The following is a 20,268-nucleotide window of genomic DNA, read 5'->3' as shown; positions in this document are numbered from 1 at the left end:
GATCCTCGGTATGTCTGCGCGTTAAATCAGAACGACAGCGACGAAACGACACGGACCTTCTGGGCCGGATCGAGCTTTTGCACGCCGAGCACCACGACCTTGGCGCCTTCCTCGACGCCGCTGGTGATGATGACGTCCCGGGTCTCGTAAGCCTTCACCGCCACCGGCTTCAGCGAGACCGCGCCGGTCTTGGCGTCAGCGACATAGAGTGAGGGTCCATCGCCCTGGCTGAACAGCGACGTCAGCGGCAGCCGTGCCACGCGCTCGGTCGCAGGATCGGCCAGCGTCAGGGTCGCCGTCATGCCGAGTGAAACCGCATCATCCGCGCCGGGCAGTGAAAACTTCGCCAGATAGGTGCGCGTCGCAGGATCGGCAGCCGGCGCGATCTCACGCAGCTTGGCAACATATTTCTTGTTCGGCTCCGACCACAGCGTCACGCTGGCTTCGCCGGTCTTGGCAAAGCTGACCATGGTTTCAGGGATTGCGACGACGGCTTCCTTCTCTGCGGAACGCGCCACGCGGATCGCGGTCTGCCCCGAAGCCACCACCTGGCCCGGCTCGATCAGCGTCGCGGTGACGACACCGCGCGTATCGGCGACAAGATGGGCGTAGGACAGGCTGTTCTTGGTGAGCTCGACCGAACGCTCGGCGCGGTTGAGGCGCGCCCGGGCCTCGTCGCCCGCCGCCTTCACCTGATCGAGCTGCGCTTCGGTGGACCAGCCCTTGGCGCGCAGTTCCTTGGCGCGGCCTTCGGCGGCGCTTGCCTGCGCCAGCACGCCGGTCGCGGCGCGGAATTCAGCCTCGGCCTGCTCGGCCTGCAATTTGAGATCGACTTCGTCGAGCGTCGCCAGCGGCTGGCCGACATCGACAATCTGCCCGACTTCGACGAGGCGCTTGGCGACCTTGCCGGGAACGCGGAACCCCATGTCGGTTTCGATGCGCGGGCGGATGGTGCCGACGAAGCTGCGCTCCGGCGACTGGGACTGATAATGGACCGTCGCCACCAGAACCGGGCGGCCCTTTTCGCCTTCCTGGGCCTGCTCCTTGCTGCAAGCGCCGAGCGCCAGGGCAGGAATCATCAGGGCAAGAACGGACAAGCCATTGCGTTGACTTGCAAATTTAGAGATTCGGCGCATCGGAAGCTCCCTCGGATTATGCCGGGAGCTTCTAATAACGACTGACGATTGTCAATATTCGTCAGTAGTCAGAATGTCGCACTGCAACCACTTGGCCTCAAAAGCGTTTTCGAAACCGCCACGGCATCGCCTTTTTTGTCCATCCTCCGATACCTGCGGCTTCAAGCCTTCTCCGCAGGGTCGCGATGGATCGGATCGACCCACAGCACGGTCTCCGGCTTTTCCACCGGCTCGATATCGAGATTGATGGCGACAGCTTCGCCGTCGCTGCGCACCAGCACGCATTCGAGCACTTCGTCGGGGCTCGCATTGATCTCCTGATGCGGCACATACGGCGGCACGAAGATGAAATCCCCCGGGCCCGCCTCGGCGGTGAACTGGAGATGTTCGCCCCAGCGCATGCGCGCCTTGCCGCGCACGACGTAGATGATGCTTTCCAGATGGCCGTGATGATGCGCGCCGGTTTTGGCATCCGGCTTGATCGAGACCGTTCCGGCCCAGAGTTTCTGCGCGCCGACGCGGGCGAAATTGATCGCGGCCTTGCGGTCCATGCCGGCGGTGGACGGCACATTGGGATCGAGCTGATTGCCGGGAATGACGCGCACGCCGTCATGTTTCCAGCGCTCGTCGTCGTGCGCATGGGAATGATCATGAGAATGATCGTGCGGATGATGATGATCGTGCGATCCGGACATGGCCTTCCTCTAAGTCTTTGTGAGCGCTGACGCGCAAATGTTGCGGGCAACGTCACCAGATATGTCAGTTGTCGTCAATATATCGGCGCGTCATGCCGCGGCGCGCGCCACGCATGGCGCGGGATGCCTCAATACGATTTCGGCAGTCCCAGCACCTTCTCGCCGATGAAGCTGAGAATGAGCTGCGGGCTGATCGGCGCGATGCGCGGGATCATCACCTCGCGCAGATAACGCTCGACATGATACTCCTTTGCATAGCCGAAACCGCCGTGGGTCATCACCGCCTGCTGGCAGGCATCGAAACCCGCCTCGCCCGCGAGATACTTCGCCGCATTCGCGGCGGGACCGCACGGCAATCCCTGATCGTATTGCCACGCCGCCGACATCGTCATCAGCCATGCGGCCTCGAGATCGATCCAGTTCTTCGCCAGCGGATGCTGGATCGCCTGGTTCTGCCCGATCGGCCGGTTGAACACGATGCGCTGCCTGGCGTAAGCCGCCGCGCGATCGAGCGCGAGCTTGCCGAGGCCGACCGCTTCCGCCGCGATCAGCACGCGCTCCGGATTCATGCCGTGCAGGATGTATTCAAACCCGCGGCCTTCCTCGCCGATGCGATCCTCGACCGGAATCTCGAAGTCCGCGAAGAAGAGCTCGTTGGAGTCGATGGCCTTGCGGCCCATCTTCTCGATCTCATGCACCTTCACCCGCTCGCGATCGAAATCCGCATAAAACAGGCTGAGCCCATGGGTCGGGTTCCTGACCTCTTCCAGCGGCGTGGTGCGCGCGAGCAACAGAATTTTGTGCGCGACCTGCGCGGTGGAAATCCACACTTTCTGGCCGTTGACGATGTACCTGTCGCCCTTGCGCACCGCGCGGGTTTTGAGTTGCGTGGTGTTGAGGCCGGTGTTCGGCTCGGTCACGCCGAAACAGGCTTTCTCGCGGCCCTCGACGATGCCGGGCAGCATGCGCGCGCGCTGCGCGTCGTCGCCGAACACCACCACCGGATTGAGCCCGAACACATTCATATGGATCGCGGAAGCGCCCGACATGCCCGCGCCCGATTCCGAAATCGCGCGCATCATGATCGCCGCTTCCGTGATGCCGAGACCGGAGCCGCCGAACTCCTCGGGAATGCAAATGCCGAGCCAGCCCGCCTGCGCCATCGCGTCATAGAACTCGTGCGGAAAGCCGCCGGCGCGATCCTTCTCAAGCCAGTACGCATCGTCGAAGCGGGCGCAGATTTTCAGAATCGCATCGCGAATGGATTCCTGTTGCGGGTTCAGTGCGAAGTCCATTGTGATCGATCCTCTGGATTGCTAGAAATTCTTACGGCCTAAGCAGCCCGTCGGACAATCCCAAAAAGAACAGGCAAGCCGTGCGTATCGACATCTCGAAATTCTCCGCGACCATGTTCGGCATGGTTCTTGGCATCGGCGGCCTGGGCAGCGGCTGGCGTGCCGCCTCCCATATCTGGGGCGCGCCGGGCGTCATCGGCGAAACGCTTGCCCTGACAGCGTCCGCCATCTGGCTCATCTGGTTTTCGGTATACGTCCTGAAATGGATTCAGGCGCCCGAGGCCGCGATGGCCGAGATCGTTCATCCCATCCAGTCCTTCTTTGTCGTGCTCATTCCCATGACGACAATGATCGCCGCCTGGTCGATCGCGCCATATCTGCCACGCATTGCATTCGGCTTGTTTGTCTGCGGCGTGGCCGGACAGCTTGCGTTTACTGTCTGGGGCGTCGGCGGTTTGTGGGTTGGCGGCCGGACGGCCGAAACCACAACGCCAGTGCTTTACATGCCGACCGTCGGCGGCAGTTTTGTCAGCGCCATCGCCTGCGGTCTTTTCAAGTATCCCGATGCGGGACTTCTGTTCTTCGGCGTCGGCTTCTTCTCCATCATCGTGATGGAATCGGTCATCCTCACCCGCCTTCTTGCGCATGGCATTCCGGTTGCACTGCGCGCCACCATGGGAATTCACCTCGCCCCGCCCGCGGTCGGCGCCGTCGCGTATCTCGCCGTCACCAACGGACCGCCAGATCACCTCGCCCACATGCTGTTCGGCTATGCGCTGTTTCAGGCCCTGGTGATGCTGCGGCTGATCCCCTGGCTGCGCGAACAGCCGTTCTCGCTCGCGGCATGGGCGTACAGCTTCGGCGTCTCGGCCTTGCCGCTGGCGGCACTGCGTTTCGTCGAGCGCGGCGATACCGGCATCATCTCGAAACTGGCGCTGCCGATCTTCATCGCCTCCAATCTGATTATTGGATGGCTTGCCATTCGCAGCCTGCTGATTGGATGGCGTTACATTCTCACATTGATCGCCCCGGCGGCGAAAGCGGAGAAGGAGGTTCTGCCATGAGTCCGGATCACGACATCCTCACTGCCCTCAATCGCGATTACATCAGTTCGGTGCAGAACTGCGACGTCCAACGCTTCGATGAAATCCTTGCGCCGGATTTCTACTGTTCGAATCCCGATCGCTCGCTGGTCGATCGCGCGGGGTTCCTGAAGCAGACCGCCAAGCCGATCGCGATCAGGAATCTCACGGCCGAAGACGTGCTGATCCGCATCATCGGCGACACCGCGATCATTCATGCGCGCACCAGTTACCTGATGCCGGATGGCAGCGCGGGCGGCGGGCGTTACACCGACGTCTGGGCCAAACTCAACGGCCAGTGGCTGGCCGTCTCTGCGCATGTGACGCGCTAGCGCCTCGCGAATTCTTTACCTCTCCCCACGGAAGAGGGAGTCAGATCGCATCTGCGTCAAAGTATGCGCTTCAATTCAAGTGGATCACTACCGAGAGAACTTCGCTTCCATCGCGCGGCGGAAGGCGACGGCCTCGTCCTTCGCGTCGATCTCCACATCCGACCATCGGACCACCGCGCCATGCGCCACGTCATTCGTGAGCTTGACGCGATGCGCCAGGCCGATCGGCAGCGCGCCGGTCTTGAGGCTCTCAGCCGCTGGCATCAGCTTGCCCCACACCGTGTAGCCGCCTTCACCGTCGAGCATCTCGCCCGCACGCAGATCCTTCTTCGCGACAGCCGCGACGTCACCGCGGAAACCCTGCGGCTGTCCGGTCGGCTCACCGCGCAGCGCGGCCGAGAGCACCGAGATGTTCAGCTCCAACCCGATCAGGTGATACGGCTTGTACATTGCCGCATAGCGCCCCGAGGAATCGGTCTTCAATCCATACTGCCGGAAGCAGTCCGCCGCGTAATCGTTCGGCGCTTCCAGCACGACATAAACGCCCCAGCGCAGATCGCGGAACACCGGACGGCCATCGCGCTCCAGCGACGAGACAACTTCGACCACGCCGGACTTCTCCAGCACGCCGCCCTTGTCGCGCGGACGCATGATATGCGGCAGATCGTCGACGCCGCAGGGCGGAAACAACAGTCCGGTCGAGGGCACATCGAGGCCGGTGGCATTGGCGATGGCGGCCATCTCGATGGCGGACTTGGTGCCGTCCAGAAACGAGTTGAACATCTGCGGATTCATGCCTGCGGACTGCGCCTCGGCGGCGGTCAAACCATAGTGACCCCAGACCCCGGCGGGCGTCACGTCATGATAGATCGGCAGATACTTGGTGCCCTTGCCAGCAGCGACCACCTTGAAGCCGGTGGCGCGCGCCCAGTCCACCATTTCGGCGGTGAGCGCAGGCTGATCGCCATAAGCGAGCGAATAGACCACGCCCGCCTTGCGCGCCTCCTCCGCGAGCAACGGCCCGGCCAGCACGTCGGCTTCGACATTGACCATCACGATGTGCTTGCCCGCGGCAATCGCCGCGCGCGCATGACGGATGCCGACGGACGGATTGCCGGTGGCCTCGACGATCACCTCGACATTGCCGCCGGTCGCAGCCGCTCCATCCCTGGTGAAGGTGGTGGCGGCGATCCGCGCATCGTCCCAGCCCACCGTGCGGCAGGCGTCCCGCGCGCGCTCCGGATCGAGATCGACGATCACCGGCACTTCGAGGCCCGGCGTATGCGGCACCTGAGAGAGAAACATCGAGCCGAATTTTCCGGCGCCGATCAGCGCGACGCGCACCGGCTTTCCCGCCGCGCGGCGCTTTTCAAGAAGGTGATGGAGGTTCATCTAAGGTGATCCGGTTGGATTGATACATGCCGTCATTCCGGGACACGCGTCTTCGCGTGGACCCGGAATCCATACTCCCGGCAGGGTTGATGGATTCCGGGCTCGCTCGCAAGAGCTCGCGCCCCGGAATGACAAGTTGAAATGTTCGCGGTGCCGCTACTCCGCCGCCTGACGATGACTGCGCGCGTAGCGAACCAGGGCGTCGTCATCCACGGTCTGGATCGGCGTGAAGTCGCGATGCGCGATGAACTCCGGCCGCGTCGGCGTGCGGATGTAGTTCGAGACAGCGTTCAGCGTGAGATAAACGATCTTGCGCGGGTACGGCGTGATGTTGCCGGACGAACCATGCACCAGATTGCCGTGGAACATCAGCATGCCGCCCGGCTTGCCGGTCGGCGCGACAATGCCGCCCTCCTTGACGAGGCGCGTCACGGTGTCCTCGTCCAGCGTCCACAGCGGATAGGACGTGGTCGCAAGATCATGCGACGCCTTGAGGTCGCCGGCATTCTGGCTTCTCGGCACCAGCATCAGCGGACCGTTGATCGGCATCACCTCATCGAGGAACACCGCGATGTTCATCGCCAGCGGCAACGGCATGCCGTCGTCGCGCTTCCAGGTGCCGTAATCCTGATGCCACTGCCAGACGTCGCCGGTGAAGGCGGATTTGGCGTTGATCTTGTACTGATGCATGTAGACCTTCTCGCCGAAGATCTGCTCGACCGGCTCGATCATGCGCGGATGCGCACCGAGCAGGCGAAACGCCTCATTATAAAGGTGCGCGGCAAAGGCGGTGCGCGGCGCGCCGCTCTTCTCGCGCCAGACCTCGGGCCGCTGCTCGTCATAGATCGACACGGCCTCGCGCCGCAGGACGTCGACTTCCTCGGCGTTGAAAAGCTCAGGCAGGAACAGCCAGCCTTCGGTGCGGAATTGTTCGAGCTGCTCGGGGGTCAATCGCATGATGGTCCTCCTAGGTTTGTTTCCCGGTTGTCTTGTTTTCAGGGGCGCTTTTGCGCCCTCAGGTCAGTTCGGCGGCCCCGGTTCTCGTGGCACACCGATATTGCATTCTGAATTCAGTATTCTAAACTCAGGATGCGGCTTGCACCTACCCCTGTCAAGCAGCAACCATGCTGCCGCGCAGCGATGATTCCGTTGGAGGAGACGTGCTGGAATCTCTGGCCCCGCCGAAAAGTCTGGTCGATCAGGTCTACGAGGTGATCCTCGATGCCCTGTGCGACGGCACGTTCAAGCCCGGTGAGCGCCTCACCCAGGAGAGCATCGCCGCGCGCCTGAATGTGTCGCGGCAGCCGGTGACCCACGCGCTGGCGGTGTTGAAGGCGCAGGGATTTCTCGCGCAGGGACGTCAGGGACTGACGGTCACCGCGGTCGATCCGGATTTCTTCGAGGCGATCTACCAGATCCGCTCGGCGGTCGAGCCGTTGGCGGTGAAGCTGGCGACGCCGCGTCTCACCAGGGAAGCGATCGCGCGCGGGCGCGCCTTGATCGACCACGGCCGCAAGCTGGTGGCCGCCGGCGACAGCCGCGCCAGTCTTCAGGCCGACATGGATTTCCACTCCTTCATCTACGATCTCTCCGGCAATCCCCTGATCGCCGAGACGATGCGGCTGCATTGGCGGCACCTGCGCCGCGCCATGGGCGAGGTGCTGCGCCATCCGGGCATGTCGATCAGTGTCTGGAAGGAGCACGGCAGCATCCTCGAAGAGATGGTCCGCGGCAACGGCGACGCGGCCGCCGAACTGATGCGCCGCCATCTGGTCGAAGCCTATGAGCGGGTCGGAAAGACGGGCGGGACCGGCAGAAAGCCTGCGTAACCTTTCTCGTCACGCCTCCTGATCGGCCTTCAGAAGCGAGCATCCGGTGATCTTGACGGTCCCGTCCGGCTGCCGTTCCAGGGTATAGAGCGCTTCCCACGCCACGCCGTCACCATCGACAATGTGAACGTGTTGCACGATCGTTTCTCCGGACACCGCCGATTTGCCGAACTCGAAGCGTTTCGGACGAACGAGCGGCGCGTAACTTTGCCGGACCATGCTCATGAAAATATCGGGCCGGGTGAAAAGTCCCTGAATGGCCGGTGCCGCATGAGAATAGGCCGCGGCGGCATCGCCGCGCCCGATCGCTTCGAGCTGGGAGCTGATGACGGCTTGTGCGGACCCGTCATCATCCGCCGCCCGCAAACCGGGCACGAAACTGATCAAAAGTGCGATCGCAAAAATCAACGCGCGCATGGGAGCGATCCTGCCACTCGGCGATCCTCGCAGGGATCGCACGCCGTGAACAGGATACGCGTCAGCAATGTCCCGGTTTCACGGAACGCTGCGTCGATCGCCGGATGGATTGAGAAAACCAGAGGACATCAGGAGCAGTGGTAGCGAGAGAGGGACTCGAACCCCCGACCCCAGGATTATGATTCCCGTGCTCTAACCAGCTGAGCTACCTCGCCACACGTTCAAGCCGCCTTCGCGGTCGCGAACGGCGGCATATAAGAAGTCACCCAAATGCCTGTCAAGCAACGATGGCCGAAAGCGCCATCTGATTGGCTTTACACGCGCATTCTCCCGGAACGACCTGCCGCGACGGCGGAAAACCTTACTTTGGCCGCACCGAGGGATCGCCGCCGGGGCTGCCGGGCGGCGGAATCACCGGCATGGTCCCGCCCTGAGGGGTCGGCGCATGCATCTCGGGGTCGATGCCGGGCGGTGGACACAGCACGCCGTCGGATTTCGCCAGCCGGTCGCCAAGCGTGGTCCCGCGCGGCGCGACGGTGCCTTCGTGCGGAACAGCCTCGGTCGGCGTGCAGTTCGAGGCTGCACGGTCGGGGTTGGGCGGCGCGGTCTGCGCCGGGGGTGTCGCGGGCGCGGGCGGCGCCTGCGCAAGGGCGACAGCAGGCAGCAACGCCAACGCGACGCTCATAACAGCGCTTTCAACAATCGGGAGTTTCATTGTCATGGAACGGAAACGGCGGCGCGGCAGGGATGTTCCGGGCATGACCCCGAAAAGTGGGAACCGGTTTTCGGATCAGATCATGCCCGAAAAATAGAAAACGACCGATCCATCCGGTCGGGTGACGATCAGCCCTTGCGATAGCGGATCAGCGAGAAATGTCCCATCGGCGGCATCGGGCGGCGTTCGACCAATGTCACGCCGCCATGTCTCAAAGCCCAGTCCACCAGCCGCGCCCACGGAAATTCCGGCCGCCAGCCGAGCCGCCGCGCCAGCGGCGCGAACGCAAGCTCGAAGATCCTGCGCGGGCCGCTTTCCGCGCCGATGTGATTGACCAGGATGAGTTCACCGCCGGGCTTCAGCACGCGCATGAAATCGTCCAGCGTCGCTTCAGGGTCCGGCACCGCCGTGATGACGTATTGCGCGACCACGGCATCGAACGTGCTGTCGGGGAATGCGAGATTCTTCGCATCCATCACCGACAGGGTTTCGACGTTGGTGAGATTGAACGCGCGCACCCGCTCCTGCGCCTTGCGCAGCATCGGTTCGGAAATATCCACGCCATGAAGCTTGGTGGTGCGCGAATAATCCGACAGCGACAATCCGGTGCCGACGCCGACATCGAGCACACGGCCGCCGATCGCATCGGCGACGGCGATGGTCGACTTGCGGCCCTCGTCGAACACCTTGCCGAACACCATGTCGTAAACCGGCGCCCACGCGGCGTAAGCCTTCGCCACTCCGGCGCGATCGATGTCGTTGCTGCTCATTGCCCCACGCCCAATGATGTTATCCGGCGACTGCTTCCCGCAGGCTGCTGATCGCGTGCGCCATGCGCGGTGCTGCGCTGATAAAACCGCCGCCGAGTACGCGCGCCTGTCCCGCAGGGGCATCGTAGAACACGCAGGCCTGTCCCGGCGACACGCCTTCCTCACCGTCGAGGAGTTCGACTTCATAGGTCCCGTTGACACGGCGCAGCCAGGCCGGCTGCGCCGGACGGGTAGACCGCACCTTGACGAACATTTCGAGGCCGTCGCCGACCGCACGATCGAGGTCGCCGTCGCCGATCCAGTTGACATCGCGCAACAGGATGCGGCGGACATTCAGCGCCTCGCGCGGGCCGACCACGACGCGGCGCGTGTCCGCATCCAGATGCACCACATACAGCGGCGCGTGCGCCGCGATGCCGAGGCCGCGGCGCTGGCCGATGGTGAAGCCGACGATGCCCTGATGGCGGCCGAGCACATGGCCGTTGAGATCGACGATGTCGCCCGGCTCCATCGCCTTCGGCTTCAGCCGTTCGATCACATCGGTGTAGCGGCCAGTCGGCACAAAACAGATGTCCTGGCTATCGTGCTTGTCGGCGACCGACAGTCCGAAGCGGCGCGCGAGTTCACGGGTCTGCGCCTTGGTCATGTCGCCGAGCGGAAAGCGCAGGTCGGCCAATTGATCCTGCGTGGTCGCGAACAGGAAGTAGCTCTGGTCGCGGTCGGCGTCGGCGGCGCACATCAGCGCGCGCGATCCGTCCGCCAGACGGCGCGAAGCGACATAGTGTCCGGTGGCGAGCGCCCTGGCGCCGAGGTCGCGCGCGGTACTCAGCAGATCGCGAAACTTGATCGAGCGGTTGCACTCGATGCAGGGCACCGGCGTCTCGCCATGCACATAGCTCTCGGCGAAGCTCTCGATCACGGATTCGCGGAAGCGGCTTTCGTAGTCGAGCACATAATGCGGAATGCCGAGACGCGCGGCGACATCGCGCGCGTCGTGAATGTCCTGGCCCGCGCAGCAGGCGCCCTTGCGATGGGTCGCGGCGCCATGATCGTAAAGCTGCAACGTGATGCCGACCACATCGTAACCTTCGGCCTTCAGCAGCGCAGCGGTCGCCGACGAATCGACGCCGCCGGACATGGCAACGACGACCCGGGTGTCTTCCGGGCGACCTTCGAGGTCGAGGCTGTTGAGCATGGCAGGGGCCGATCTTGCTGTTGCGGAAGCGGCCTTGCCGCCCGCAACCCGTCATTTCCGTGTTTCCACTTTACTTATAGTCCGACCCTACCCGAGGCAATCGCGGTTGGCCTTGATCTATTCCAATTAAAATGGTGTCCCGAATCCGAAGTTCGCTTCAATTCGAAGCGCGCCCGAGCGCACTTCGGATTCGAAAGGACACCAGAAATTATTGATTCTATTGTTGTTTTTCTCCGCAAGTCCGCAAAAGCAGCCGCGGTAGGGACGATGCGGACTTGCGAACCACCACACCATGCCCTTTTGGGAGGAAAATCTTGCCGCCGGGCAGAAAGCCCCCGGTTCCATACCCGCTTCCGGCAGCCGCGTTCATCGGCAAGCCATTGAAATATATCATTTTTATAATCTCCAGCCGGTGGCCCGGTCCTTGCTCAACAAAGACCGCGTAGCAATCTGAAAGGCCGCCCGTGTTCAGCGTCACCCCGGAACCCCTCGTCTCCAAGCCCGCCTACGATCCGCAAGCAAAGCAGGTACGCGCCGAACAGCCGTCAGGCTTCGCAGCACTGGTGGACAGCAATGCCAGCGCAAGCTCCGATCCCCGTCCTGCCCCGGATACGCCGGCCGCGCCCCGCCGCGATTCCCGCGATGCGCGACAAGCCGATGCGCCCCCTCCGGGCAAGGAGCGGCCGCAGGCTGATGGCCACGCCGCCGCCTCGAACAACGAGTCCGGCACCGCACAGCAGGATGCCGATTCCGCCGCACCGGCCGACGCGAAGGCCACCGGCGGCAAGACCGGCGGCAAAGACAAAACCGCATCTGACGCCACGAAAACCGAAGAGTCTGCCGGCAATGACGCAACCGCGAGCGCCGCGATTCCAGCCATCGTGACCGATCCTGTCGCCGTCGTGATCGCCGCCGCGGCCGATCCGGCGGTAACGCCGAATGATGCGGCACCCACGGCGACCGTGACGCCCGCCGCTGTCATCACCAGCGCCTCAGCCCTCGCCGCGCCGGCTGATGTGACCGTTGCGCAAAACTCCGCCGATGCTGACGTCAAGGACGCCGGTGCGGCAAAGGCTGGCCTTGCCACGCCTCTCGCCGGCGGCGACGCGCCCGAAACATCCGCTGCGACGGTCTCCGCCGTGGCGGCTGTCATTAAATCCGACGGCGGCAAGACAGACATCTCGGCAAAGACTGCGGAGGCCGCGCCGGCCAAGGATGGCAAGGACAGCAAGCAGGCCACCGATACGCCCGCGGCGAAGCCCGCTTCCGAGCAGACCATCAAGCCGGAGACCGCTGCATCGGACACCGGCGACAAGCCGGCACAGCATGACAAGGCGGCTGCGGAGTCCGGCACGGTCGACACCGAGCCGTCGAAACATCCTGCCAAGGATACTGCCAAGGCAACACCTCAAGCCGAACACCGCGCCGCGGCGTCTACACCGCAGCCGGCGTTGCCGAACGATCCAGGTCTGCTGCCTCCCACCAGCGTTCAGCCACAACCGATCCAGACTCACGCCGCGAATTTAACCGCGATCCCGGTTCCGGCGGCAAATGCTGCGCTCGCCGACAGCACGCCGGTGCCGCTGAACGGCCTCGCGGCGGACATCGCGCTGCGCGCGGCAGGCGGCAACAGCCGTTTCGAGATTCGCCTGGACCCAGCCGAGTTGGGCCGCATCGATGTGCGCCTCGACGTCGACAAGCACGGCAATGTCACCTCGCATCTGACGGTGGAGCGGCCGGCGACACTCGACATGCTGCGTAACGACGCGCCGAGGCTTCAGCAGGCGCTGGAAGACGCCGGCCTGAAAACCGGCGATTCCGGATTGCAGTTCAGCCTGCGCGACCAGTCATCCTCAGGCCGCGATGGCGATAACGGCTCCGGCCTTAATTCGCAGCGCGTCGTCATCACCGAAGAAGACACCGTTCCTGCGCAGGTCGCGGGACGAACCTACGGCCGCATGCTCGGGGCGAGCAGCGGCGTCGATATCAGGATTTGAGGAGACGATCATGGCGGTCGATGCAGCAACCATCGGGACGGTGCCGACATCGGCGCCCGCAACAAACAACTCGTCCAGCAGTTCCAGTTCGAGCAGCTCCAGCAGCGCGACCGGCATCGCGGATAATTTTCAATCCTTTCTGACACTGCTGACCACGCAGTTGCAGAACCAGAATCCGCTCGATCCGCTCGATACCAACCAGTTCACGCAACAGCTCGTTCAGTTCGCGCAGGTCGAGCAGCAACTGAAATCGAACAGCCAACTCGAGGCGCTGGTCAACATCGAAAAGACCGCGCAATCGACCCAGGCGCTGGTGTTCGTCGGCCAGACCGTGGCCGTCGACGGCAGCACCGCGCATTTCGACGGCAACGCGACCTGGAATTTCAGCGCGCCGCAGAACTCGAGCGCGACCATCACCATCACCAATTCCGCGGGCCAGACCGCTTACTCGGGCAGCTTCGCGATCGGCTCCGGCAATTCCAGCTTTGTCTGGGACGGCAAGGGCAACGACGGCACGTCATGGCCGGTTGGTGACTACAAGATGACGGTCACGGCGAAGGACAGCAATGGCAAGGACGTCGCGATCTCCACGGAAGTTCAGGGCACCGTCGATTCCGTCGACCTGACCGCAAGCCCGGCGCTGCTGTCGATCGGCGGCAAGAACTACACGCTGGATCAGATCAAGCGCGTCGTGAAGGGCGCCGCGTCAACCTGACGATGTGACAGTCCGCTGACACGGCGCGATTCCGGCTCACACATCACGCATCCCGCAGGCTGGTTCTTAACGGAACCGGCCTGTCCCGTTTTGAGCGTTTCCAAGGAGAATCGTATTGGAGGCTTGGGTTTAGGTAAATTTTAAGCCGGCGGGGGTAGCTTGTTCCCACGAGTTCAGTTGTTTCGAGTTTGTGAGTACACCATGACAGAACCCCACCGCCCGAGGGTGAAGTACGTCATCGGGCCCGATGGCAGTCCGCTGACGATCGCGGATCTTCCCGCGCCCGGTACCAAACGGTGGGTTATCCGCCGTAAGGCCGAGGTTGTGGCCGCGGTTCGCGGGGGTCTCCTCTCCCTTGAGGAAGCCTGCAGCCGTTATACCCTGACAGTTGACGAATTCCTGTCCTGGCAATTCTCCATCGATCAGCACGGTTTGGCCGGATTGCGCACCACCCGCATCCAGCAGTACCGCCAGTAAGTCTTTCTTCCCGATTTCAACGCAATTTTCCGGAAACCGGCTCCCTCGGAGCGAATTCAGGAAAAGTGGAACCCGGTTTTCCGTGCGAATTCGCTCCAATTACTTCAATTGGCGCGTTTTCTTCACGCGAACCGGTATCCACTTCGCTTGAAAACGCGCCAAACAGGAAGCCGGCTTTCGGCATTTCCGCTTTTTCTCCTCACCCGTTAACCCTCGTTAACCATATGGAAACCATAGATAGGCAAATTCTGCCCAGTCGGCGTGTGAGCCGAATCTCTGGGGCTGGTTCGTGCAAGGTTTGCTGTCGTTTCTGAAAGGTCTGGGCGCGGCGCGGATGGCGGCAATGGCCGCCGTAACGCTGGCTCTCGTCGGTTTCTTCGGCTTTGTCATCATGCGGGTCACCACGCCGCCGATGGCCACCCTGTTCACCGACCTCACCTATGAGGACTCCTCGGCGATCATCAAGGATCTGGAACGCCAGGGCATTCCCTATGAGATGAAGAACGACGGCGCCGTGATCCAGGTGCCGAAGGACAAGATCACCCGGCTGCGGATGAAGCTCGCCGAAGGCGGCCTGCCCAAGGGCGGCGGCATCGGATACGAGATTTTCGACAAGTCCGACGCGCTCGGCTCCACCAGTTTCGTCCAGAACATCAACCACCTGCGCGCCCTCGAAGGCGAACTGGCCCGCACCATCAAGGCCATCGACCGCATCCAGGCCGCCCGCGTGCATCTGGTGCTGCCGGAACGCCCGCTGTTCTCCCGCGAAACGCCGGAGCCTTCAGCCTCGATCGTGCTGCGCGTGCGCGGCGCGCTCGAGCCGCAGCAGGTCCGCGCCATCCGTCATATCGTCGCCTCCGCCGTCAACGGCATGAAGGCCCAGCGCGTCTCCATCGTCGACGAATCCGGTCAGTTGCTGGCCAGCGGCGGCGACGGCGCGGGCGACGGCGGCAGCGGCGGTGACGAACGCCGCGCCTCGTTCGAAAAGCGCATGCGCGATCAGGTCGAGGCCATCGTCTCCTCGGTGGTCGGCTCCGGCCGGGCCCGCGTCCAGCTCACCGCCGACTTCGACTACAACAAGATCACCCAGACCTCGGACAAATTCGACCCCGAGGGCCGCGTGCTGCGCTCCAGCCAGTCCCGTGAAGAATCCGCAGCCACCGCGAATGCCAATGACGGCCAGGTCACCGTCAACAACGAACTGCCCGGCGCGCAGGGACAGGGCGGCGCGCCCACCGCGAAGGACCAGAGCAAGAAGAGCGAGGAAATCAACAACTACGAGATTTCCCGCGTCACCAAGACCGAAGTGACCGAAGCCGGCCGCGTCAACCGCATCTCGGTCGCGGTTCTGGTCGACGGCAGCTACAGCAAGAACGACAAGGGCGAGGTCGTCTACACCGCGCGCGCGAAGGAAGACCTCGACCGCATCGCCGCGCTGGTCCGCTCCGCGATCGGCTTCGACCAGAAGCGCGGCGACCAGGTTGAGATCGTGAACCTGAAATTCGCGGAATCGCCGTCGGTGATCCCGGCCGAGACGCCGAAGGGCCTGCTCGGCATGTTCCAGTTCACCAAGGACGACATCATGTATTTCGTCGAACTGGGTGTGATGTTCGTGCTCGGCATTATCGTGGTCTTCATGGTGGTGCGCCCGCTGCTCAAGCGCGTACTCGCGGCGGATGCCGCCGCGGCCAGCCACGCTCCGCTCCCGGCCCTGCCCGAAACCGCGCCGGTTCCGGCCAATCCTCAGCCGCAGATCGCCAACAACGCAACCGCGCAGATGATCGATGTCGCCCAGGTCCAGGGCCAGGTCCATGCCCAGTCCGTGCATCGCGTCGGCGAGCTCGCCGACCGCAACCCGAACGAGACCGCCTCCATCATCCGTCAGTGGCTCTCAGAACCGGCCTGATCCGACATGGCAAACGCACCCGCACTCACCAGCAACAGCCAGAACACCAACGACATCGCCGGTGTCGTCGCCACGCTGGCCAGCCGCCAGAGCGGCCGCGCCAAGAGCAAGCCGATGTCCGGCCCGAAGCGCGCCGCCATCATGATGCTGGCGCTCGGCGAACAGTACGGCGGCAAGGTCTGGTCGATGCTGGATGACGACGAGGTGCGCGAACTGTCGCTGGTGATGTCGTCGCTGGGCACCGTCGAAGCCGACGTGGTCGAAGACCTGATGCTCGAATTCGTGTCGCGGATGTCGGCGTCCGGCGCGCTGATGGGCACTTTCGATGCCACCGAGCGGCTGTTGCAGCAATATCTGCCTTCCGACCGCGTCAACGGCATCATGGACGAAATCCGCGGTCCTGCCGGCCGCAACATGTGGGAGAAGCTCTCCAACGTACAGGAGGAAGTTCTCGCCAACTACCTCAAGAACGAATACCCGCAGACCATCGCGGTGGTGCTGTCGAAGCTGAAGCCCGAGCATGCCGCGCGCGTCCTGGCGATCCTGCCGGAGGACATGGCGCTCGACGTCGTCAACCGCATGCTGAAGATGGAAGCGGTGCAGAAGGAAGTCATCGAGCGGGTCGAACAGACCCTGCGCGTCGAATTCATGTCGAACCTGTCGCAGACCCGCCGCCGCGATGCCCACGAGGTGATGGCGGAAATCTTCAACAATTTCGACCGCCAGACCGAAACCCGCTTCATCACCTCGCTGGAAGAGGACAACCGCGAGGCCGCGGAGCGCATCAAGGCGCTGATGTTCACCTTCGACGACCTCGTCAAGCTCGACGCCGGATCGGCCCAGACGCTGATGCGCCATGTCGACAAGGACAAGCTGGGTATCGCGCTGAAGGGCGCCAATGAAACCGTGCGCGACTTCTTCATGGGCAACATGTCGAGCCGCGCCGCCAAGATGCTGCTGGACGACATGGCCGCGGCGGGCCCGGTGCGGCTGCGCGATGTCGACGAGGCGCAGGCGCTGCTGGTCAACCTTGCCAAGGATCTCGCGGCCAAGGGCGAAATCATGTTGCAGAAAAACCGTGCTGACGACGAGCTGGTGTACTGATGGGCGCACCCGCGAAATTCCTGTTCGATCTCGACTTCGCAGCGCCGGACGTCGCCAAGGAACGCGCCGCGAGCGCCACCGAGGTCGCCCAGCAGATCGCGGACGCGGAAGCGCGTGCCTACCGCGCCGGTTACGAGGCCGCCCGCCACGAAGCCAAGGCGGAAAGCGACCGGCGCGCGGCGCTGGCGCTCGAGGAAATCGGAATTTCGATCAGGGCCATCGCCAGCCGTTTCTCGACCATCGAGGAGCGGATGGAGACCGAAGCCATCGATGTCGCGCTTTCGGTCGCCCGCAAGCTCTGCACCGAGATGATCGCCGCCGAGCCGCTCACCGAAGTCATGGCGCTGGTCAGCGACTGCTTCCGCCACCTGACCTCGACCCCGCACATCGTGGTGCGGATCAACGATGCACTGTACGACGCCGCGCGTGCGCAGGTCGAGCAACTGGCGAAGCGTAACGGCTTCGAGGGAAAGCTCGTGATCCTGGCCGAGCCGGACATCGCCACCGGCGACTGCAAGATCGAATGGGCCGACGGCGGCATGACGCTGGATCGCGCCACCATCGAAGCGAAAATCAGCGAACTTGTCGGGCGCTATCTGGCGTCCCGCAATCAGGCCGGCCTTCCTGGCCATGAGGAGCGACCAAAGGATCTGCCATGAGCGACACAGACAGCCCCGTCCCGCTTCCCGATCTCAACGCCGCCGATACGCCGGTCGCCGGCGATCAGAATTATTACGACGATGACGATCATGTCGGACGCATCGCCGCCGATCTTGAGGCAGTGTTCGACGTTCCGGTTCAGGTCTCCGCCGTCCTCGGCCGCTCCAAGATGGACGTCGCCGACCTGCTGCGGCTCGGCCCCGGCACCGTGCTCGAACTGGACCGCCGCGTCGGTGAATCCATCGACATCTACGTCAACAACCGGCTGGTCGCGCGCGGCGAGGTCGTTCTCGTCGAGGACAAGCTCGGCGTCACCATGACTGAAATCATCAAGGCGGAACGCGCCTGACCCGTTTGACAAAACCGAGGTCGAAAATGGCCCGGACCACTTGCAAGGTTTAATAACAGGAGACCACCATGCGGCTTCTCATCGTTGGCACACTGAAGGGCCAGCTCACCACCGCCACCAAGATCGCCATGGACAATGGCGCGACGGTGACCCACGCCGAGGACAGTGAACAGGCGATGCGTGTGGTGCGCGGCGGCAAGGGCGCCGACCTGCTGCTGGTCGATGTCGCCCTCGACATCCGCGATCTGGTGATCCGGCTCGAGGCCGAACACATCCATGTTCCGATCGTCGCCTGCGGCATCACCACCGATGCGCGCGCAGCGGTCGCCGCCATCCATGCCGGCGCGAAGGAATACATCCCGCTGCCGCCCGATCCGGAGCTGATCGCCGCGGTCCTCGCCGCCGTCGCCAACGATTCGCGCGATCTGATTTACCGCGACGACGCCATGGCCCGTGTGGTGAAGCTGGCGCAGCAGATCGCGGGCTCCGACGCCTCGGTGATGATCACCGGCGAATCCGGCACCGGCAAGGAAGTGCTGGCGCGCTATGTCCACACCCGCTCCAATCGCGCGCGCAAGCCGTTCATCTCGATCAACTGCGCGGCGATCCCCGAGCATCTTCTGGAATCCGAACTGTTCGGCCACGAGAAAGGCTCGTTCACCGGCGCCATCGCCCGCCGCATCGGCAAGTTCGAGGAAGCCACCGGTGGCACGCTGCTGCTGGACGAAGTCTCGGAAATGGATGTGCGGCTGCAGTCCAAACTGCTGCGCGCGATTCAGGAACGCGTCATCGACCGCGTCGGCGGCACCCGCCCCGTGCCGGTGGACATCCGCATCATCGCGACCTCGAACCGCAACCTCGCCGACGCCGTCAAGGAAGGCAAATTCCGCGAAGACCTGCTGTTTCGTCTCAACGTCGTGAACCTGAAAATCCCGGCGCTGCGCGACCGCCCCGCCGACATTCTCGAACTGGCACAGCATTTCGCCAGGAAATATGCCGACGCCAATGGTGTTCCGCTGCGTCCGATTTCCGCCGAAGCGCGCCGCGTACTCACCACCAACCGCTGGCAGGGCAACGTCCGCGAGCTGGAAAACACCATGCACCGCGCGGTGCTGATGGCGAGCGGCGACGAGATCGGCCCCGATGCCATTCTCTCGCCGGATGGCGACCGTCTCGACACGACGAAGACGCCGCCGGCGGTAGCGCATGCGACCTTCGCCGCCGAGCAGGTGACCCGCGCGCTGGTCGGACGCACCGTGGCAGATGTCGAGCGCGACCTGATCCTCGAGACGCTGAAGCATTGCCTCGGCAACCGCACCCATGCGGCGAACATCCTCGGTATCTCGATCCGCACCCTGCGTAACAAGCTCAATGAGTATGCCGACGACGGCCAGCCGATCCCGCCGCCGGGCTCCGGCGAACTGCGCGGCGTCGCCGCGGCGTAGTCGGGCGATGGCCAGCAACACGACAGTTGTCGTCCCCGCGAAAGCGGGGACCCATACTCCCTGAGTTTTCAGAAAGACCGCGGGACGATCGCGTCACGTAACCAAATCTAGTGGTTATGGGTCCCCGCTTTCGCGGGGACGACGTGGAGAGACTACGACCGACGCTATCCCCTCGCCTTGCGCTCCACATTCGCGCTGCGGCTGGGCACACCGAATTCCTTGCGGCAGACCTCGGCCAGCGCGGCAACGCCGTTGCGGATGTCCTGCACCGATGGACTGGCGCGTGGCTACCCTTCATAAGCAAAGTGGTGGAGAACTATTTTCAGAACAATGGCAAGAATGTTCGAGCTGAAAAATTATTTCAGTATCAATTTCCGGAGCAGTTGTGGGTGAATGTAGGAAGTTTTCTATCTCATCTTGGACGGCTTCCTCTTTGGGTAGACTACCAACAGTCACTCACCACCTTCGGTGGAAAGGCCAGCGCGGGCTTTCGGGAGCATATTTTTGATACCGGAAATGCACCTAACGGAAGTCCGGTTATCCACTCCGGTGGTTTGAACGTCTTGGAGATGATAAAACCGCTCTAGTCAGGCGCGTGACGGCCGGTTGGAGCGCTCATAGATCACCGGCGGCGCGGGATCGTCACCCGCCGTGGAGCGAAGATAGAAGTTGTAGGCGAACAGGCCGAACACCACGGCGACGAATGCGATGATCACCGTAACAACAATGCGCTTGAGAATGATCATGGCATGGACTC

At 63.3% G+C, this 20,268-nt stretch carries 23 protein-coding genes and 1 tRNA gene; 12 read left to right on the top strand and 12 right to left on the bottom strand.

Annotation, left to right across the window (positions count from 1 at the left end; translation table 11 throughout):
- Window positions 1–26: 26 nt before the first annotated feature.
- The 3 genes from AC1Q6J_RS03870 to AC1Q6J_RS03860 form a co-directional block, all read right to left on the bottom strand.
- Window positions 27–1,079, bottom strand: a complete 1,053-nt coding sequence (locus tag AC1Q6J_RS03870) for an efflux RND transporter periplasmic adaptor subunit (RefSeq protein ID WP_492278156.1) — start codon at window positions 1,077–1,079, stop codon at window positions 27–29.
- A gap of 218 nt (window positions 1,080–1,297) precedes the next feature.
- A complete protein-coding gene (locus AC1Q6J_RS03865) occupies window positions 1,298–1,831 on the bottom strand; it encodes a cupin domain-containing protein (RefSeq protein WP_492278014.1) in 534 nt (177 codons plus the stop codon).
- 128 nt (window positions 1,832–1,959) lie between these two features.
- Complete coding sequence (locus AC1Q6J_RS03860; RefSeq protein WP_492278013.1) at window positions 1,960–3,126, bottom strand: acyl-CoA dehydrogenase family protein; 1,167 nt, start codon at window positions 3,124–3,126, stop codon at window positions 1,960–1,962.
- An 80-nt stretch (window positions 3,127–3,206) separates the two neighbouring features.
- Here AC1Q6J_RS03860 and tehA point away from each other — a divergent pair, with 80 nt between their 5' ends.
- Entirely contained in the window at window positions 3,207–4,190 is a 984-nt protein-coding gene (gene tehA / locus AC1Q6J_RS03855; protein WP_492278012.1) for a dicarboxylate transporter/tellurite-resistance protein TehA, read from the top strand.
- Window positions 4,187–4,540 carry a nuclear transport factor 2 family protein gene (locus AC1Q6J_RS03850; RefSeq protein ID WP_492278011.1) on the top strand — a complete coding sequence of 118 codons (354 nt, stop codon included), beginning with the start codon at window positions 4,187–4,189 and terminating at the stop codon, window positions 4,538–4,540. Before tehA ends, AC1Q6J_RS03850 begins: the two co-directional genes overlap by 4 nt.
- An 87-nt stretch (window positions 4,541–4,627) precedes the next feature.
- Here the strand turns inward: AC1Q6J_RS03850 and AC1Q6J_RS03845 are convergent, their stop codons facing one another.
- Window positions 4,628–5,932, bottom strand: coding sequence for an NAD(P)H-dependent oxidoreductase (locus tag AC1Q6J_RS03845; protein WP_492278010.1), 1,305 nt, complete (start codon window positions 5,930–5,932; stop codon window positions 4,628–4,630).
- Between the two features lie 156 nt (window positions 5,933–6,088).
- On the bottom strand, window positions 6,089–6,889 hold the full coding sequence (locus tag AC1Q6J_RS03840) for a phytanoyl-CoA dioxygenase family protein (RefSeq protein WP_492278009.1): 801 nt from the start codon (window positions 6,887–6,889) through the stop codon (window positions 6,089–6,091).
- Between the two features lie 203 nt (window positions 6,890–7,092).
- Here AC1Q6J_RS03840 and AC1Q6J_RS03835 point away from each other — a divergent pair, with 203 nt between their 5' ends.
- Complete coding sequence (locus AC1Q6J_RS03835; RefSeq protein ID WP_492278008.1) at window positions 7,093–7,761, top strand: GntR family transcriptional regulator; 669 nt, start codon at window positions 7,093–7,095, stop codon at window positions 7,759–7,761.
- 9 nt (window positions 7,762–7,770) lie between these two features.
- Here AC1Q6J_RS03835 and AC1Q6J_RS03830 read toward each other — a convergent pair whose 3' ends face one another.
- The 5 genes from AC1Q6J_RS03830 to mnmA form a co-directional block, all read right to left on the bottom strand.
- Window positions 7,771–8,178, bottom strand: a complete 408-nt coding sequence (locus tag AC1Q6J_RS03830; protein WP_492278007.1) for a DUF4864 domain-containing protein — start codon at window positions 8,176–8,178, stop codon at window positions 7,771–7,773.
- Between the two features lie 138 nt (window positions 8,179–8,316).
- Window positions 8,317–8,393 (bottom strand) — tRNA-Met (locus AC1Q6J_RS03825).
- A 146-nt stretch (window positions 8,394–8,539) separates the two neighbouring features.
- The gene (locus tag AC1Q6J_RS03820) at window positions 8,540–8,899 is read right to left on the bottom strand and encodes a hypothetical protein (protein ID WP_492278006.1); all 360 of its coding nucleotides are present in this window, start codon (window positions 8,897–8,899) and stop codon (window positions 8,540–8,542) included.
- A 122-nt stretch (window positions 8,900–9,021) separates the two neighbouring features.
- Window positions 9,022–9,663, bottom strand: coding sequence for a class I SAM-dependent methyltransferase (locus AC1Q6J_RS03815; RefSeq protein ID WP_492278005.1), 642 nt, complete (start codon window positions 9,661–9,663; stop codon window positions 9,022–9,024).
- Window positions 9,664–9,682: 19 nt separating this feature from the next.
- Window positions 9,683–10,858: a tRNA 2-thiouridine(34) synthase MnmA gene (gene mnmA, locus AC1Q6J_RS03810; RefSeq protein WP_492278004.1), complete on the bottom strand. Its 1,176-nt coding sequence runs from the start codon at window positions 10,856–10,858 to the stop codon at window positions 9,683–9,685.
- Between the two features lie 464 nt (window positions 10,859–11,322).
- On the opposite strand from mnmA, the gene AC1Q6J_RS03805 reads away from it, so the two are divergent.
- From AC1Q6J_RS03805 to sciP, 3 genes are all read left to right on the top strand, one after another.
- Window positions 11,323–12,855: a flagellar hook-length control protein FliK gene (locus AC1Q6J_RS03805; RefSeq protein WP_492278003.1), complete on the top strand. Its 1,533-nt coding sequence runs from the start codon at window positions 11,323–11,325 to the stop codon at window positions 12,853–12,855.
- Window positions 12,856–12,865: 10 nt separating this feature from the next.
- Window positions 12,866–13,570, top strand: a complete 705-nt coding sequence (locus tag AC1Q6J_RS03800; protein WP_492278002.1) for a flagellar hook assembly protein FlgD — start codon at window positions 12,866–12,868, stop codon at window positions 13,568–13,570.
- A 201-nt stretch (window positions 13,571–13,771) separates the two neighbouring features.
- Window positions 13,772–14,047, top strand: coding sequence for a CtrA inhibitor SciP (gene sciP / locus AC1Q6J_RS03795; protein ID WP_002714638.1), 276 nt, complete (start codon window positions 13,772–13,774; stop codon window positions 14,045–14,047).
- 16 nt (window positions 14,048–14,063) lie between these two features.
- Here sciP and AC1Q6J_RS03790 read toward each other — a convergent pair whose 3' ends face one another.
- Window positions 14,064–14,231: a hypothetical protein gene (locus AC1Q6J_RS03790; RefSeq protein ID WP_492278001.1), complete on the bottom strand. Its 168-nt coding sequence runs from the start codon at window positions 14,229–14,231 to the stop codon at window positions 14,064–14,066.
- A 105-nt stretch (window positions 14,232–14,336) separates the two neighbouring features.
- Here AC1Q6J_RS03790 and fliF point away from each other — a divergent pair, with 105 nt between their 5' ends.
- From fliF to AC1Q6J_RS03760, 6 genes are all read left to right on the top strand, one after another.
- Entirely contained in the window at window positions 14,337–15,953 is a 1,617-nt protein-coding gene (gene fliF / locus AC1Q6J_RS03785; RefSeq protein ID WP_492278000.1) for a flagellar basal-body MS-ring/collar protein FliF, read from the top strand.
- A 6-nt stretch (window positions 15,954–15,959) separates the two neighbouring features.
- Window positions 15,960–17,057: a flagellar motor switch protein FliG gene (gene fliG, locus AC1Q6J_RS03780; protein WP_492277999.1), complete on the top strand. Its 1,098-nt coding sequence runs from the start codon at window positions 15,960–15,962 to the stop codon at window positions 17,055–17,057.
- On the top strand, window positions 17,057–17,716 hold the full coding sequence (locus AC1Q6J_RS03775; protein ID WP_492277998.1) for a FliH/SctL family protein: 660 nt from the start codon (window positions 17,057–17,059) through the stop codon (window positions 17,714–17,716). Before fliG ends, AC1Q6J_RS03775 begins: the two co-directional genes overlap by 1 nt.
- A complete protein-coding gene (gene fliN, locus AC1Q6J_RS03770; protein WP_492277997.1) occupies window positions 17,713–18,066 on the top strand; it encodes a flagellar motor switch protein FliN in 354 nt (117 codons plus the stop codon). Before AC1Q6J_RS03775 ends, fliN begins: the two co-directional genes overlap by 4 nt.
- Before the next feature lie 68 nt (window positions 18,067–18,134).
- Window positions 18,135–19,511 carry a sigma-54-dependent transcriptional regulator FlbD gene (gene flbD / locus AC1Q6J_RS03765; RefSeq protein WP_492277996.1) on the top strand — a complete coding sequence of 459 codons (1,377 nt, stop codon included), beginning with the start codon at window positions 18,135–18,137 and terminating at the stop codon, window positions 19,509–19,511.
- Window positions 19,512–19,654: 143 nt separating this feature from the next.
- On the top strand, window positions 19,655–20,098 hold the full coding sequence (locus tag AC1Q6J_RS03760; RefSeq protein ID WP_492277995.1) for a hypothetical protein: 444 nt from the start codon (window positions 19,655–19,657) through the stop codon (window positions 20,096–20,098).
- On the opposite strand, the gene AC1Q6J_RS03755 is transcribed toward AC1Q6J_RS03760, so the two are convergent.
- Window positions 20,099–20,257: a hypothetical protein gene (locus AC1Q6J_RS03755; protein ID WP_492277994.1), complete on the bottom strand. Its 159-nt coding sequence runs from the start codon at window positions 20,255–20,257 to the stop codon at window positions 20,099–20,101.
- Window positions 20,258–20,268 lie beyond the last annotated feature (11 nt).

Source organism: Afipia sp. MLSD5-FHT05B12, assembly GCF_058793355.1.
This window is presented reverse-complemented; position numbering and strand designations above follow the sequence as displayed.

Coding starts and splice junctions, on each gene's coding strand:
- AC1Q6J_RS03860 (WP_492278013.1), bottom strand. CDS start 3,126: ATGGACTTCGCACTGAACCCGCAACAGGAATCCATTCGCGATGCGATT.
- fliN (WP_492277997.1), top strand. CDS start 17,713: ATGAGCGACACAGACAGCCCCGTCCCGCTTCCCGATCTCAACGCCGCC.
- AC1Q6J_RS03840 (WP_492278009.1), bottom strand. CDS start 6,889: ATGCGATTGACCCCCGAGCAGCTCGAACAATTCCGCACCGAAGGCTGG.
- mnmA (WP_492278004.1), bottom strand. CDS start 10,858: ATGCTCAACAGCCTCGACCTCGAAGGTCGCCCGGAAGACACCCGGGTC.
- AC1Q6J_RS03815 (WP_492278005.1), bottom strand. CDS start 9,663: ATGAGCAGCAACGACATCGATCGCGCCGGAGTGGCGAAGGCTTACGCC.
- AC1Q6J_RS03790 (WP_492278001.1), bottom strand. CDS start 14,231: ATGCCGAAAGCCGGCTTCCTGTTTGGCGCGTTTTCAAGCGAAGTGGAT.
- AC1Q6J_RS03800 (WP_492278002.1), top strand. CDS start 12,866: ATGGCGGTCGATGCAGCAACCATCGGGACGGTGCCGACATCGGCGCCC.
- AC1Q6J_RS03755 (WP_492277994.1), bottom strand. CDS start 20,257: ATGATCATTCTCAAGCGCATTGTTGTTACGGTGATCATCGCATTCGTC.
- AC1Q6J_RS03820 (WP_492278006.1), bottom strand. CDS start 8,899: ATGACAATGAAACTCCCGATTGTTGAAAGCGCTGTTATGAGCGTCGCG.
- AC1Q6J_RS03845 (WP_492278010.1), bottom strand. CDS start 5,932: ATGAACCTCCATCACCTTCTTGAAAAGCGCCGCGCGGCGGGAAAGCCG.
- AC1Q6J_RS03870 (WP_492278156.1), bottom strand. CDS start 1,079: ATGATTCCTGCCCTGGCGCTCGGCGCTTGCAGCAAGGAGCAGGCCCAG.
- AC1Q6J_RS03775 (WP_492277998.1), top strand. CDS start 17,057: ATGGGCGCACCCGCGAAATTCCTGTTCGATCTCGACTTCGCAGCGCCG.
- AC1Q6J_RS03830 (WP_492278007.1), bottom strand. CDS start 8,178: ATGCGCGCGTTGATTTTTGCGATCGCACTTTTGATCAGTTTCGTGCCC.
- AC1Q6J_RS03850 (WP_492278011.1), top strand. CDS start 4,187: ATGAGTCCGGATCACGACATCCTCACTGCCCTCAATCGCGATTACATC.
- sciP (WP_002714638.1), top strand. CDS start 13,772: ATGACAGAACCCCACCGCCCGAGGGTGAAGTACGTCATCGGGCCCGAT.
- flbD (WP_492277996.1), top strand. CDS start 18,135: ATGCGGCTTCTCATCGTTGGCACACTGAAGGGCCAGCTCACCACCGCC.
- fliG (WP_492277999.1), top strand. CDS start 15,960: ATGGCAAACGCACCCGCACTCACCAGCAACAGCCAGAACACCAACGAC.
- AC1Q6J_RS03865 (WP_492278014.1), bottom strand. CDS start 1,831: ATGTCCGGATCGCACGATCATCATCATCCGCACGATCATTCTCATGAT.